Annotated in this window: 11 protein-coding genes; 4 read left to right on the plus strand and 7 right to left on the minus strand. The window is 73.2% G+C overall.

Translation table 11 applies throughout. From position 1 onward, the window contains the following. Window positions 1–15: 15 nt before the first annotated feature. Window positions 16–336 (plus strand): hypothetical protein, encoded by a 321-nt coding sequence (locus tag GWK16_RS22470; protein ID WP_170056221.1) that lies wholly within the window; start codon window positions 16–18, stop codon window positions 334–336. Between the two features lie 3 nt (window positions 337–339). Here GWK16_RS22470 and GWK16_RS22475 read toward each other — a convergent pair whose 3' ends face one another. Further along, entirely contained in the window at window positions 340–1,770 is a 1,431-nt protein-coding gene (locus GWK16_RS22475; RefSeq protein WP_170056222.1) for an NAD(P)-binding domain-containing protein, read from the minus strand. A gap of 63 nt (window positions 1,771–1,833) precedes the next feature. Beyond that, window positions 1,834–2,232, minus strand: a complete 399-nt coding sequence (locus GWK16_RS22480; RefSeq protein ID WP_170056223.1) for a cupin domain-containing protein — start codon at window positions 2,230–2,232, stop codon at window positions 1,834–1,836. 180 nt (window positions 2,233–2,412) lie between these two features. Here GWK16_RS22480 and GWK16_RS22485 point away from each other — a divergent pair, with 180 nt between their 5' ends. Beyond that, window positions 2,413–2,784: a hypothetical protein gene (locus GWK16_RS22485; protein WP_170056224.1), complete on the plus strand. Its 372-nt coding sequence runs from the start codon at window positions 2,413–2,415 to the stop codon at window positions 2,782–2,784. A 6-nt stretch (window positions 2,785–2,790) separates the two neighbouring features. Here GWK16_RS22485 and GWK16_RS22490 read toward each other — a convergent pair whose 3' ends face one another. Next, window positions 2,791–3,942 carry an amidohydrolase gene (locus tag GWK16_RS22490; RefSeq protein ID WP_170056225.1) on the minus strand — a complete coding sequence of 384 codons (1,152 nt, stop codon included), beginning with the start codon at window positions 3,940–3,942 and terminating at the stop codon, window positions 2,791–2,793. On the opposite strand from GWK16_RS22490, the gene GWK16_RS22495 reads away from it, so the two are divergent. Together GWK16_RS22495 and GWK16_RS22500 are read left to right on the plus strand one after the other, a co-directional pair. After that, on the plus strand, window positions 3,941–5,827 hold the full coding sequence (locus GWK16_RS22495) for an autotransporter assembly complex protein TamA (RefSeq protein ID WP_170056226.1): 1,887 nt from the start codon (window positions 3,941–3,943) through the stop codon (window positions 5,825–5,827). The genes GWK16_RS22490 and GWK16_RS22495 overlap by 2 nt on opposite strands. Then, window positions 5,827–9,621 carry a translocation/assembly module TamB domain-containing protein gene (locus GWK16_RS22500; protein WP_170056227.1) on the plus strand — a complete coding sequence of 1,265 codons (3,795 nt, stop codon included), beginning with the start codon at window positions 5,827–5,829 and terminating at the stop codon, window positions 9,619–9,621. The genes GWK16_RS22495 and GWK16_RS22500 overlap by 1 nt, the downstream gene beginning before the upstream one ends. Window positions 9,622–9,627: 6 nt before the next feature. Here the strand turns inward: GWK16_RS22500 and GWK16_RS22505 are convergent, their stop codons facing one another. The 4 genes from GWK16_RS22505 to GWK16_RS22520 all read right to left on the minus strand — a co-directional run bounded on the left by GWK16_RS22505 (window position 9,628) and on the right by GWK16_RS22520 (window position 14,376). Continuing rightward, window positions 9,628–11,127, minus strand: a complete 1,500-nt coding sequence (locus tag GWK16_RS22505) for an SLC13 family permease (RefSeq protein WP_170056228.1) — start codon at window positions 11,125–11,127, stop codon at window positions 9,628–9,630. A gap of 68 nt (window positions 11,128–11,195) precedes the next feature. Further along, a complete protein-coding gene (locus GWK16_RS22510; RefSeq protein ID WP_170056229.1) occupies window positions 11,196–12,350 on the minus strand; it encodes an NADH:flavin oxidoreductase/NADH oxidase in 1,155 nt (384 codons plus the stop codon). Window positions 12,351–12,403: 53 nt separating this feature from the next. Then, complete coding sequence (locus GWK16_RS22515; RefSeq protein ID WP_168037867.1) at window positions 12,404–13,273, minus strand: metal ABC transporter permease; 870 nt, start codon at window positions 13,271–13,273, stop codon at window positions 12,404–12,406. A gap of 353 nt (window positions 13,274–13,626) precedes the next feature. Continuing rightward, window positions 13,627–14,376 carry a metal ABC transporter ATP-binding protein gene (locus GWK16_RS22520; protein WP_170056230.1) on the minus strand — a complete coding sequence of 250 codons (750 nt, stop codon included), beginning with the start codon at window positions 14,374–14,376 and terminating at the stop codon, window positions 13,627–13,629. Window positions 14,377–14,432 lie beyond the last annotated feature (56 nt).

Raw genomic sequence — 14,432 nt, forward strand, 5'->3', positions numbered from 1 at the left:
CGAGGACACGCCAGCATGGCCGATATCCGCCCCACCGTCTTCTGCGACGGCGTCATCGAGGCGCAGGTCGCCCATGGCGTCGCGCGCATCTCGCTCGCGGTGACCGGCAGCGACGGCAAGGCCCTGCCCTGCGCCACGCTCTGCGTGCCGGTCACGCAACTGCCTGGGCTGGTGAACGGCATGGGCAACCTGCTGCGCCAGATCGAGGAGCGCGTCCGCGCCCAGGTCGCGCAGCAGCAGGCGCAACTCCAGGCGCAGCAGGGCGCCGCTCAGCCGGCGGAACAGCCCGCCGCCGACGGATCCCAGCCGACCGGTGCCTTCCGCTTCGACAGCTGAAGGTCAGAGCGCCACGCCGGGCCATTCGTCGCCGGTGATCTCCGGCTCGTCGAAGGCGGCGAGCCGTGCGGCGTGCACCGCGACATCCGCGGCGAACAGCCGCGCACAGATTCCCTGCGCCAAGCGTTCCGCACCGGCGCCGATCGCCGGGATGTCGCCGGTCAGTTTCCCGTGGCTCAGCGTCGCGGCGAAGTTCAGGCAATGCAGGCGGGCGAGGTGCGGCGCGGTGCCCGGCACCCGCTCGGTGAAGGCGAAGGCCTCGTCGAGCCAGGGGTTGAGGCCGAGTGCCGCGTCGCGTTCCTCGGGTGGCGGCACGTAGACGTCGCGCCAGAGGCGGATCTGCTCGGCCACGTCGGCGAGTTCCGGCCGCATCCCCGCATCCTGGAGGAAGCCGGTGCCGAGGATGACGAAATCGGCGCGGATCTCCCCACGCGGCGTGGCGAGGCAGAGTGCTTCGCCCTCCAGACGCACCCCCTCCACGCCCGCGCCCGTGAGCAGCGTGGCGTTGGCGTGCGCGCTGACCCGGCGCACGCTTTCATGCGGCGGCGGGGTCTGGCGGCGCTCGACCGTCAGGGCGAGGCGCCAGCGCCATTCCGCCGGCAGGCCGTGCCAGCCATGCCAGGTGCCCCGCCCTTCCAGCGCCTTGCCGGAGTTGACCCGCGGCAGGGATGTCCGCCGCAGCAGCATGGTCATCCGCCCGCAGCCGGCCTCGAGTGCGGCCGCGGCATTGTCGAAGGCCGACGCGCCCGCGCCGATCACCACGACATGCCGCCCGGCAAGGGCGTGGAAGTCGATCTCGTCGGCGGAATGCGCCCAGAAGCGATCCCGCCAATCGGGCTGAAACCCGTCCAGGATGCGCGGACCGCCCAGCCCGTCGCGTCCGGTCGCAAGGACCACGTGCCTGGCATGGGCCGTGGCGCCATCCGACAGATCCAGTCGGAACAGCGCACCCTGCGGGACGATCCGGACGACGCCGATGCCGTTGCGGACGTCGAGCCCGGAGACGCGGCGGTACCAGCGCAGGTAGTCCATCCACATCCCGGTCGGGATCTTGCCGAGCGCATCCCACGCCTCGGCGCCGTGCTGCGCCTCGAACCAGGCGCGGAAGGTCAGGCCCGGCAGGCCGAGCGCGGGTCCGGCCAGTTGCTTGGGGCTCCGCAGGGTCCGCATGCGGGCATAGGTCGCCCAGGGGCCCTCCAGCCCCTCGGGCGCGGGATCGAACAGCGCGACCCGGCCCACGCCTTCCCGCCGCAGCGCGAAGCCGACGGCAAGTCCCGCCATGCCGGCGCCGAGCACCGCGACGTCCAGTGCGATCGCTCCGTCCGGGCCCATGGTCGGCGGCACCCAGCCGGTCGAAGGTTCCTGGAGGCGTTCGAGGTCGGCGGCGAGGCTCGCCTCGAGCGCGGCGAGACCGGGGGCGCGGAGATGCTGCATCGCATCACCTTAGAGCCAATTCCGGTCACCGGCACCGGCCCTTCGCCGCCCAACGTCCGTGCCTCAGGCCGGCGAGGCGAGCGGCTTGTCCTTCTCCACCGTGAAGGTCACCGCGGCCTTGCACCCGGCCGCCCCGGCGCGTTCGACATGCGGGCGGGCATTCGGGATCAGCAGGCTGTCGCCGGCCTTCAGCGTCGCCGCCGGCACGCCGTCGATCACGAGTTCCAGCTCGCCCTCCAGCACCAGGCCGGTGGTCACGCCCGGATGGGTATGGCGCGGATTGCCCCCATTGGCGGGGAATTCGACCATGACGAGATGGGTGACCATGTTGGTCCCCGGTACCTCGGCCGATTGCAGGATGGTGCGTCGCGTCGCGGCGGGCTGCGCACCCGCCTCGCGGGTCGCGACACCGATCGCCGCGCAGATCGCGCAGCCGGCGAAAACCCTGCGTCCCAGTGCCATGCGCTTCCTCCCTTGCTGGCAACGCGAAGCCTAGCGCCATTTCGCGGGGGAAACAGCGGGTCTGCGTGGCTTCACAACGCCGCGACATTGATCTGGCCCATTGCGGGGAGCCCGGGCGAAGCGCATCCGTGCGCCGCGACCCGCATTGCGGGCGCCCAGACAGGCACAGGAGCAGAAGAGATGGAACGGAGCACGCCGCATCAGGCCGCCCCCCGGACCGGAAGCCTGGATTTCGGCCTGGCCGCCCTGCCGAACGGCGAGGCCGTGGCCCGCGCCGCGACCACCATGATGAAGGAGGGCATGGACTTCATCAGCGATCGGCTGCGCGCCGACTCGCGCCTGTTCGAACAGGCCTGCGGCTGCGGCAACATCGCGGACCTCGCGGCCCTGCAGCAGCAATGGATGACCGAGGCGGTCCGCGCCTATTCCGAGGTGACGAACCGCATGCTCACCCAGGCCCTCGCCGCCGCGACGCCCGCCGAGACGACGGAAGCCGCGGGCGAGCCCGAAGGCCCGCCGTCGCACGCCGGCAAGCAGGCGGCGGCCGCCTGACGGGGCTCAGCTCCCCGCCAGCGCCCGCTTCGCCGTCTCGGCGAGGAACTTCGCCGCGACGGGCAGGATGTCGTCGTTGAAGTCGTAGCGCGGGTGATGAAGCTCGCGTCCGTTCTCGGCCGGCCCGTTGCCGATCCAGACGAAGGCGCCCGGCACCTCGCGCAGGAACCAGGCGAAGTCCTCGCCGGTCATGGCGGGCAGCACGTCGCGGCGCAGGTCCGTCACCGCGGCCGCGGCATCGGCCGCGAGGTCCCGTTCCGCCGCGTGGTTAGCCGTGACGCCGACGCCGGCGCGGAAAGAGAAGGTCGCGCGCACGCCGAAGGTCTGCGCGATGCCGTCGGCGATCCGCGCGAGGCCCTGTTCGATCGTCGCCTGGTCCTCGTCCCGCAGCCAGCGCGCAGTGCCCTTCAGCGTGACACGGGCGGTGATCTGGTTCTGCGCCTCGCCACCCTCGACCACCGTGACGGACACGACGCCGCCGGTCAGCGGATCGAGGTTGCGCGCGACGATCGACTGGATCGCGACGATGGCGTGCCCGGCGGCGATCATCGGATCGCGCGTCAGGTGCGGCAGCGCGGCGTGGCCGGCATGGCCGTCGAAGACGATCTCGAACCGCGCCCCGGCGGCCATCACCGCGCGGTCGTGCACGCCGATGGTGCCCGCGGGCAGGCCCGGCCAGTTGTGCCAGCCGAAGATGCGCTCCATCGGGAAGCGCTGGAACAGCCCGTCGGCGATCATCTTGCGCGCGCCGCCGCCGCCTTCCTCGGCCGGCTGGAAGACCAGGCGGACCGTCCCGGTCCAGTTGGGGTCGTCGAGCAGCACCTTCGCCGCGCCGAGCAGCGCGGTGGTGTGCCCGTCATGCCCGCAGGCGTGCATCACGCCGGGCACGGTGGATTTCCAGGGCAATTCCTCGCTCTGCTCCTGGATGGGCAGCGCGTCCATGTCGCCGCGCAGGCCGACAGAGCGGTTGCCGCCGCCCCGCCGCAGCGTGGCGACGACGCCGTGACCGCCGATACCCTCGGCGATCTCGGTGACGCCCATCTCGCGGAGACGGGCGACGACGAAGGCGGCGGTCTCGCCCTCGTGAAGCGTGAGGCCCGGGTTCGCGTGCAGATGGCGTCGCCAGGCTGTAAGGGTCGCGGGAAGATCGGTGCTCATGATTTCACCACCCTATCCCGGTGCCCTGCGCAGCACCACCGCCCGCGGGGCCTTCTTCGCCGCCCTGGCCCTGGCATTGCCGGCGGCGGGGCTGGCGCAGGAAGCAGCCCCGGAACCGCCCTCGGTCCCCTACACGGCCGAGGTGACGGCGCCCGATTCGGATGCCCTCGCCGCGCTCGGCAACGCGGTGGCGCAGACCGTGACCCTGCGCGAACGCGCGCCGACGGACGCCTTCGGCCTGATCGGCCGGGTCCGGGCCGACCTGCCGCGCCTGCAGGATGCGATGCGCGCCGAGGGCTACTGGGGTGGGTCGGTCGCCGCGACGATTGCGGGCCGGCCGCTGGACGATCCCGCCCTGCCCGCCCTGCTGCAGGCGGCGACCGCGCCGGTGCCGGTGGTACTGACGCTCACCCCGGGGCCGCTCTACCGCATCGGCCGCGTCACCGTGACGGTCCAACCGCCCGATGACGCCCCCGCGGTACTGGCCGCCGTGACCGAATCGGGCCTTGCGGAGGGCGAGCCCGCACGGACCGCGACGGTGACGGCCGCCGAAGGTGCGATGACCGACGCCCTGCGGCGTGGCGGCCACCCGACCCCACGGATCGAGGACCGCGAGATCTGGGTCGATCACGACCGCCGCGCCATGGACATCACCTGGCGCATCGCGACAGGCCCCGTCGCGACCTTCGCCCGTCCGACCGTGACGGGGGAGGTCCGCACCAATGCCGGCCTGTTGGAACGCACCGCGGCCCGCCAGATCGAAGGGCGCGAGTACTCCCCCGCGACGCTCGAACGCGGCCGCCGCGCCCTCGTCGCCCTCGGCGTCTTCGACAGCGTGCGGGCGGAACCGGCGACGGAACTCGTGCCGGGCAACCGCCTGCCGGTCACCTTCCACGTCACCGAACGGCCGCTGCGGGCGATCGGCGGCACCATTTCGTGGGAGACCAACTACGGCCTCGGCATCAGCGCCTTCTGGGAACACCGCAACCTGTTCGGCGGCGCCGAACGGCTGCGCCTCGAAGCCGAGGCGACGCGTCTGACCGAGACCGACGCGCCCGACGCCACCTACCGCGCCTTCGCCACGCTCACGGTGCCCGAGGTCCTCGGCTACGACGCGCGCCTGATCGCCCGCGTCGGCGCCGTGCGCGAATTCCTCGACGCCTATGACCGCCAGGCCGTGGTCGCCTCCGCGCTCGCGGAGCATTCGCTCTCCCCGCGGCTTGCCGTCCAGGCCGGGCCGACCTTCGAAGCGGGGCGCATCGGGCGCGACGGGAACCTCGATCCCTATTCGCTGCTCGGCGTCGTCGGCGGCGTGCGCTGGGACGGCACGACGAGCCTGCTCAACCCGACCTCCGGCCAGCGGGCGAGCGTCACCGCGACGCCGTACTGGTCGATGCAGGACGGCAGCACCTTCACGCGGTTGCTCGCGACCGGCAGCACCTATTTCGATGTCTCGGGCGATGGCGGCAGCGTGCTGGCACTGCGCGCGGCAGTCGGATCGGTGGTCGGCGCCTCCTTCGACCAGATCATCCTCGACAAGCGCTTCTACGCCGGCGGCGGCGGATCGGTGCGCGGCTACACCTACCAGTCGATCGGGCCGCGCGACGCCCAGAACCGGCCGCTCGGCGGCGCCAGCCTGCTCGAACTGAGCGCCGAATGGCGCCAGCGCATCTCCGGCCCCTGGGCGGCCGTTGCCTTCGTCGACGCCGGATCGGTCAGCGAGGACGTGATGCCCGGCACCGGCACCATGCGGATCGGCGTCGGCGGCGGCATCCGCTACAACACCGCCATCGGGCCCATCCGCGTCGATATCGGCATGCCGCTCAATCCCCAGACGGGCGATGCGGCCTATGCGCTCTATGTCGGCATCGGGCAGGCCTTCTGATGCGCCGGATCCTCCGCATCACCGGCTTCCTGCTGCTGGCGCTGCCGGTGCTGCTTCTCGCGATCCTCGGCGGCGGCGTGTTCTGGGCGAACACCGAAGGCGGACGGGCGACGATCGCGCGGCTGGCGTCCGAGACCGTCCCCGGCCTGCATGTCGAAGGGCTGACGGGCCCCCTGCCCGGCCGCATCGGCGTCGCGCGCCTGACCATGTCCGATGCCGAGGGCCCCTGGCTGGAGCTCGAGGATGCGCGCATCGCGCTCGACCTGATGGCGCTGGTGCGGCGGGAGGCGCGCATCGAGGTGGTGACCGCCCGCCGGGTCGCCCTGCTGCGCCTGCCGCCCGGCGACGGCACGCCGCCCCCGCCGCCCGATCCCGACGCGCCGCTGATCCCCGCGGTGCCCGATCTGCCCGTGGCGCTCCGGCTCGATCGGCTGGCGGTGGAACGCATCGAACTCGGCGCACCCGTCATCGGCACGGCCGCCGTGCTGTCGGTCGATGGCGAGGCGGCCCTGACCGCCGGGCGACTGTCGGCGCGCGTCGAGGCACGACGGATCGACACGCCCGCCGAGGTCCGGCTGACGCTGGACCTCGCCCCCGGCTCCGACCGGCTGATGGCGCGGCTGGACGCCTCGGAGCCGGCTGGCGGACTGCTCGCGACGATGATCGGCCTGCCGGACCGCGCGGCGACGGCACGGATGGTGCTCGACGGGCCGGCCAGCGGCGCGCGGCTCGACCTGCAGGCGTCGCTCGGGGCGGACATCACCCTCGCCGCCGAGGGCCAGGTCAGCGCCGCGGCGGATGGCGCGGCCGCGGCGGCCCTCACGCTGCGCGTCGCCGCCGCCCCGCTGCTGCCCGAGGACCTTCGCGCCCCGGCCATGCCGGCCGAGATCGCGGTCGACGCCGGCATCGACGCCGCGCGGCGGGTCGCGCTGCGGCGCCTGGCCGTGCAGGTGCCGGCGGGTCGCATCGAGGCCTCGGGCCGCGCCGACCTCGCCGCGGAAACCCTCGACATCGCCCTGCGCGCAGCGATCGGGGAGAGCACGCTTCTCGGCCCGCTGCTGCCGCCGGTCGCGCGGTGGGACGCGGTCACCGCCGAGATCCATGCGGACGGCGCGATGCGTGCGCCACGGGTGAGCGCCGACATCGCCCTCTCGGGCTTCGGCAGCGAGACGCCGCAGCTCGTCGCCGCCCTCGGACCGACGCCGCGCCTGAACCTGCGCGCCGTGGCGCCCGACCGGATCGAGGCGCTGACGCTGATCGGCACCGTCCTGCGCGTCGAAGCCGAAGGACAGGTCGGCGAGACGCTCGACGCCACGCTGCGCGCGCAGGTCGCCGACCTCGCGCCGCTTGTGCCCGGCCTCGCCGGCGCATTGCAGGCTGAACTGCGCGCGACCGGGCCGCGCAGCGATCCTTCGCTCGCGCTGACCGCACGCGGGGAACGGGTCGAGCGCCAAGGCCAGGTGCTGGAAGCGCCGGAGGTGACGCTCTCGGTCGCGACGCCGCTCACCGCGCCGCGCGCGGAAGGCCGCGCCACCGCGGTCTTTGCGGGCCTGCCCGTGTCGCTCGACCTGCATGGCGTCCCGGACGGCGAACGGCTGCGCCTGGAACGCCTGATCGCCGCCTTCGGTCCTGCGCGCCTGCAGGCGCAAGGCGTGGTCGATCCGCATGCGGCCACCTTCGTCGGGTCCGCGGCGCTCGATGTCGAGAACCTTGCTCCTTTCTCCGCGCTCGCCGGCACGCCGATGGCGGGGCGTGTCGCGCTGCGCAGTACGCTCGACCTGCGTGAGGGCGTGCAGGGCTTCGACGCGACGGTCGAGGTACCCGGCGCGACGATCGGCGGCACGCCGCTCGGCGGCACCCTGACGGCCCGCGGGACGCTCGCTGCGCTGGAGGCGACGCTCGAGGCACGCGCGATGGATGCGCGCCTAACCACCCGCGCGCGCGTCGCCCAGGACGGCGATACGCGGCGCATCGAGGTCCCCGACCTGCTGCTGCGTCGCGGCGCCGACAGCCTGCGCCTGACCGCCCCGGCGCGCCTCGGCATCGGCGGCGACGGGGCCATCGCGATCGAAGCCTTGGCGCTCACGACCAGCCGGGGCGGCACGCTGCGGGCGGAAGGCCGCTGGGGGCCCGAAACCGCCGACATCCGCGCCAACCTCGCCGCCCTGCCCGTCTCCGCCATCGCTGCGCTGGCCGCGCCGGAACTCGCGGTGCAGGGCAACATCAGCGCCGAGGCCAGGATCACCGGCCCTGTCGCCGATCCCGCCGCCCGCTTCCGGCTGGAAGGCACCGGCCTGGGGTCGACCGATCCGTCGCTGCGCGGCCTGCCGACGGCACGGCTGGTGATCGAGGGAACCGCCGCAGCCCGCAGCGCCGAAGCGCGGCTCGATCTTTCCGCCGGCCAGGCGCTGCGCGCGACGGGCACCGCCCGCCTGCCCGGCGGCTTCGAACCGCGGTCGCCCATCGCCGCGCGGCTCGATGCCAACGCCGATCTCGGCGCCGTCGCCGGGCCGCTGCTGGCTGCTGGGGCTCAGCGCGTGAGCGGTCGCGTGACGCTCCAGGCCGAAGCGGCCGGCACCGTTGGCGCACCACGTGCGACCGGACGGCTCACCCTCGCCGACGGGTCGTTCCGCGATCTCGCCCAGGGCGTGACGCTCACGGCCATCGCCGCGACGCTGCGCGGGGACGGCGACCAGGTCACCATCGAGCGCTTCGAGGCGCGTACCCCCGGCAACGGGACGATCGGCGCGACCGGCACGCTGTCCCCCGCCGCGCCGGGGCTGCCGGCGGAGATCAGTATCACGGCGCGCAATGCGCGGCCGCTGCGCTCCGACATCGTGACCTCGGTCTTCGATGCCGATCTGCGCCTCGTCGGGCGCATCCTGCAGGATTCGCGCCTCACGGGCCGCATCGGCATCCAGCGCGCCGACATCACCGTGCCGGAGCGCCTGCCGCAGGGCGTGCAGCGTCTGGACGGCGTGCGCGAGCGCGGCCGGCGGCCGCCGAACACGCCGCCGCTCGCGCCTCCCGCGCCGGCGTCGGCGGCGTCACCGGGGCCCGACATCGGGCTCGAGATCGCGGTCGAGGCGCCGCGCGCCGTCTTCGTCCGGGGCCGCGGCATCGATGCGGAGTTCGGCGGCACGCTGGGCATCGGCGGCACGGCCGCGGCGCCGGCGGTCACCGGCGGGCTGAACCTGCGGCGGGGGAGCATCTCGGTCTTCGACCGCCGGCTCGAGTTCCGTCGCGGCACGGTCGCCTTCAACAGCGGCACGCTGACGCCGACACTCGACTTCCTCGCCACGTCCAGGGCACGGGAGGTGACGGCGAACGTCACGGTGACGGGGGCGGCCAATGATCCGAAGATCGAGTTCTCCTCGAGCCCCGAGCTCCCACAGGACGAGATTCTCGCACGCCTCCTGTTCGACCGGCGCGCCAGCGAGCTGAGCCCGTTCCAGCTCGCGCAGCTCGCGCAGGTGCTGGCTGGCGCCGCCGGGATCGAGACGCCGGGCGCCGGCGGCATCCTGGACCGCATCCGGCGGACGCTGGCGCTCGATCGCCTGTCCGTCGGGGAGGAACGGAACCGCCAGAACACCCGCACGGAAGGGGCGTCCCTCGAAACGGGGCGCTACGTGGCGGACGGCGTCTACCTTGGTGTCCGCCAAGGGACGGAAGGCGGCCCGCCGCGCGTCGGGGTGCAGGTGGACCTGCTGCCGCGCGTCCGCGTCGAGGCCGAGACCGGCGGCAACAGCGCCGGCGGCGACCGCGTGGGGCTGTCCTTCGAATACGAATACTAGCGGGGCTCAGCCCCTCACATAGCCCAGCCAGTCCCACCAGGTCGCGGTCAGCAGCAGGATCAGCACATAGCCGATCCCTGTGAGGACGATGCCCGACCGCATGAAGTCGCGCGCCTGGAAGGCGCCGGTGCCGAAGGCGACCATGTTCTGCGGCGCGTTCACCACCAGCATGAAGCCGAAGGAGATGGTGAACTGCAGGACCATCGTCAGGCCGACCACGTTCACCGGCACGCCGGCGCGCGCGACCTCCTGCAGCACGGAGATGACGATCGGGATGAAGGCGGCCGACAGCGCGGTGGCCGAGGCGAAGCCCAGATGCACCACGATCAGGAAGGCCGCCATCACCGCCACGACCACGAAGGGGGTCGCGTGGCGCAGCGCGAAGAGGTCGACGATCTGGTTCGCCATCCACCCCGCCCCGCGCGTCTGCACCAGCACGGTGCCGAGTGCGATGCCCACCGAGAACAGGATCAGCGTGCCCCAGGGCACGGCGGTCTGGGCCTGCTTCCAGCTCATCACCCCGATGCGCGGCAGCAGCAGCACCGTGACCACCATGATGGTCGAGGAGGCGGTGTCCAGGGCGTGCAACTTCGTCTCGGTCGCCCAGAAGCCGAGCAGCACGATGGCGGCGAGCAAGGTGCGCTTCTCCGCCCCGCTCATGGGTCCCAGCGCCTGCAGGTCACGCGCGATAGAGTCCGCCCCGCCCGAGGCGACCTCGGCCTCGGGCGTGTGGAAGCGCCACAGCACGACGAAGACCACCGGCGTCATGATCAGCCAGAAGGGTGCCGCAGCCATCAGCCAGTCCAGCCAGGTGACATGCGCACCCGGAATCGCGCGCCCGATCAGGCCGAGGAAGGTCGCGTTCTGCGCCGCAGCCGTCAGCACGCCGATGTTCATCACCGAGCAGATCTGCGCCGAGCCGATCATCAGCAGCGCGGCGAGCCGCGAATCCCGCTGCATCCCGAAGGCCGCGATGATGCCGAGCACGATGGGCACAACGGCTGACACGCGCGCGGTCGCGGACGGCACCAGGAAGGCGAGCAGGATGCCGACCGCGAGCGTGCCCGCGAAGATCCCCTGCGGCTTCGTGCCGACGCGCGAGAGCGTCGCGAGCGCGATGCGCCTGTCGAGCCCCGTCGCCGTCACCGCCGCGGCGAAGACGAGCGCGGCCGCGACGAGGGCAACCGCGTTGTTGGCGAAGCCGGCGATCGCCATGTCCCGCGCGCGGGCGATGCCGATGACCTTGGTCGGGTCCTGCATGTCGGGCGCGGTGCCGACCAGCAGGATGATGCAGGTGCCGATCAGGAAGGCCGAGACCGTCAGGTCCACCGCCTCCGTCACCCACAGCACCACGGCAAAGAGCAGGATGCCGATGGCCCGCTGCCCGGCGACCGGCAGACCGGCCAGAGGAGGCGCAAGCACCGCGGCGGCCAGCACCGCGAGCGCGAGTCCGAGGCCGATCCACCGCCGTGCCCCGTCCCCAGCCTCCGCCGCTGCCGTCGCCATGTGCTCGCCCCTTCCCCGACCTTGGCGCGGAGGATCGCTTCAGACGCGGGGGCGTGCCTTGACGCGCATCAAGCGGGCGGCGCGCCCAGCGCCTCGAGCACCGCGGCGCGCTTCTCCATCCACCAGCCATGCTGCGGCGGCCAGCAGGCGAAGATATCCTCCGTCGTGCCGGGTTCGAGGACGGCGCGGGCCATGAGCGCCCAGTTCGGATTGTTCATCGCCTCGCGCCCCACGGCGACGAGGTCGGCCTCGCCGTTCGCGAGCACCGCCTCGGCCTGGTGCGGGCCGATGATGAGGCCGACGGCCATGGTCGCGAGGCCGACATCGCGGCGGATCTCGGCCGCATAGGGCACCTGGAAGCCGAAGCCGCGCGGGACGCGTTTGCTGCCCGTTGCCGACCCACCGATGCCGCCCGAGGAGCAGTCGACCACATCGACCCCGAGCGGCCGCATCGCGCGCGCGAAGGCGATGCTGTCGGCCATCTCCCAGCCGCCCTCCATGCCGTCCACGGCCGAGATGCGCACGAAGACGGGGCGGTCCTCCGGCCAGGCCTCGCGCACGGCGCGGATCACCTCGAGCGGGAAGCGCATCCGGCCGGCCAGGTCGCCGCCGAAGCCGTCGTTGCGCGTGTTCGACAGCGGCGAGAGGAACTGGTGCAGCAGGTAGCCATGGGCGCAATGGACCTCGACGGCCTCGAAGCCGGCGGCGTGGGCGCGCTTCGCGGCGGCGGCGAAGGCATCGCGGATGCGCGCCATGCCCCCGGCATCGAGGGCGGCGGGCGTCAGGTGGCCCTCGGCGATCGGCTTCGCGACGGCCGAGACGATGTCCCAGGTCGTCTCGCCCTTGGCGAATTCCCGGGCGCCGAGCGGCCCGTTGCCTTCCCAGGGCCGCTGCATCGACCCCTTGCGCCCGGCATGGCCGAGCTGGATCGCCGGCACCGCGCCCTGGGCCTTGATGAAATCGACGATGCGCTTCAGCGGCGCGACGTGGTCATCCGACCAGAGGCCAAGGTCGCCATGGGTGATGCGCCCGTCGCGCAGCACGGAGACGACCTCGGAGAACACCAGGCCGAAGCCGCCGACCGCGAAGCGGCCGAGCTGGACCATGTGCCAGTCGTTCGCCATGCCCTCGACCGCCGAGTATTGGCAGAGCGGCGGCACCACGGCGCGGTTGGGGATGGTCAGACCGCGCAGCATCAGCGGCGAGAACAGCAGCGATCCCATGCGGGGACGTCCTCCTGGGGCGGTTGGTTGCTCCCAGGATGGAACGGGTGGCGCTACCCCGCCAGATGCCGCCGCCGCAGCAGGCGCGGCAGCAGGCCGTCGACCGGGCCGATCAACACCGACACGGCCCAGGCGCCGCCGGCGACGAGCACGATGGCTGGTCCGCTCGGCACATCCGCGTGGAAGGACAGCACGAGGCCGGCATAGGAGGAGACCAGCGCGAGGCCGACCGCGGCATAGGCCATGCCCGAGACCTCCCGCGCCCAATGCCGAGATGCGATGGCGGGCAGCATCATCAGCCCCACCGCCATCAGCGTGCCGAGCGCCTGGAAGGCGGACAGCACGTTCACGACGACCAGCGCCTGGAAGACCATGTGCCACAACCCGCCGCGCGCGCCGGCGGCAGCGGCGAAGGCGGGGTCGAAGCATTCCAGGACCAGCGGCCGCCAGGCGAAGGCCAGAACTGCCAGCGTCACCGTCGCGACCCCCGCCATCAGCAGCAGCGCCGGGTCGTCCACGCCGAGAACGGATCCGAACAGGATGTGCGTGATGTCCGCCCCGCCGCCCCCGCCCATCGAGATCAGCGCCACGCCAAGCCCGAGCGCGAGCAGGTAGAGCGCGGCAAGCGTCGCGTCCTCCCGCCCGCCGGTCGCGCGGGACAGCGCCCCGGCGCCGACGGCGACAAGCAGCCCCGCGACCAGCCCACCGAACCACAGCAGCGGCGCCGAGAACCCCGCCAGCAGGAAGGCCAGCGCCACTCCGGGCAGCGCGCCGTGGGCCAGCACATCGGCCGTGAGGCTCATCCGCCGCAGCACCAGGAAGACGCCCAGCACCGGCGCCGAGACCGACAGCGCAAGGCATCCCACCAGCGCCCGCCGCAGGAAGCCGAAATCGGCGAAGGGGGCGATCAGCAGATCGTACATGTCAGGCGATCAGCCCCATGACCAAGGCGGCCCGATGCGGCGGCATCGGGCCGGGAGCGCAAAGCGCGACCGCGCCCAGACCGCCCGCTGCGCCCAGCGCAGCAGTCCACGGCGCGCAAGCCAAGCCGGCGTACGCCGGCGGCGGCGCCTGAGGCCCAAAACAAGCGGCCCGATGCCCTGCATCGGGCCGGGAGCGCAAAGCGCGACCGCGCCCATACCGCCCGCTGCGCCCAGCGCAGCAGTCCACGGCGCGCAAGCCAAGCCCGCAGATGCGGGCGCCGGCGCTTGAGGCTCCAAATAAACCGGCCCGGGGCGCCGCCTCGGGCCAGGGGCGCCGGCGCCTGAGGCAAGCATTACGCCGCCCGATGGCAGTGCTCGGCCTCTTCCGACCAGGCCTCGGCCATCATGCGCGCCTTCAGGCGATTGGCGGCGGACAGCGCCTCGGCCGTCGGGCCCCAGGCGATGGCGTCGCGCGCCAGCAGCAGCGTCTCGGGGAATTCGCGGGCAACGAGGTCGAGGTCGTGCAGCACCGCGATCACCGTCCGCCCCTGCCCGTGCCAGTCGCGCACCAGGCGCAGCAGGTCGGCCGAGGTCTTGGCGTCCACGGCGTTGAAGGGTTCGTCCAGCAGCAGGATGTCGGCGTCCTGCACCAGCAGGCGGGCGAACAGCAGCCGCTGCGTCTGCCCGGCGGAGAGCGTCCCGACCGGCCGCTTCTCGAAACCGCCGAGGCCGACCGCGGCCAAAGCATGCTCCGCACGCAGCCGATCCTCGGCAGACACGCCGCGGAAGGCGCCGATGCGCGGCCACAAGCCCTGCATCACTACGTCGCAACAGGCGATCGGAAAGGCGCGGTCGAGCGCGGCCAACTGGGGCAGCAGCGCGATCCGGGCGGTGCCCTCGGCGGTAATGCGCCCGCTCTCCGGCTTGTGAAGACCGGCCAGCGCCCGCAGCAGCGTCGTCTTGCCAGCCCCGTTGGGCCCGACGACGGCGGTCAGGCTGCCCGGCGCGAAGCGGCCCGAGACGTGGTGCACGGCCGGCCGCTGCCCGTGGGTCAGCGTCAGGTTCTCGAGCGTCAGGCCCGCGGGGAAGCGATGCGTGCTCATGCCGCCAGCGCCCAGGCGACACCCGCCCACAGCACTGCCGCCACGCCGCCCGCCAG

The organism is Neoroseomonas marina (assembly GCF_012927745.1).
GTDB lineage: Bacteria > Pseudomonadota > Alphaproteobacteria > Acetobacterales > Acetobacteraceae > Neoroseomonas > Neoroseomonas marina.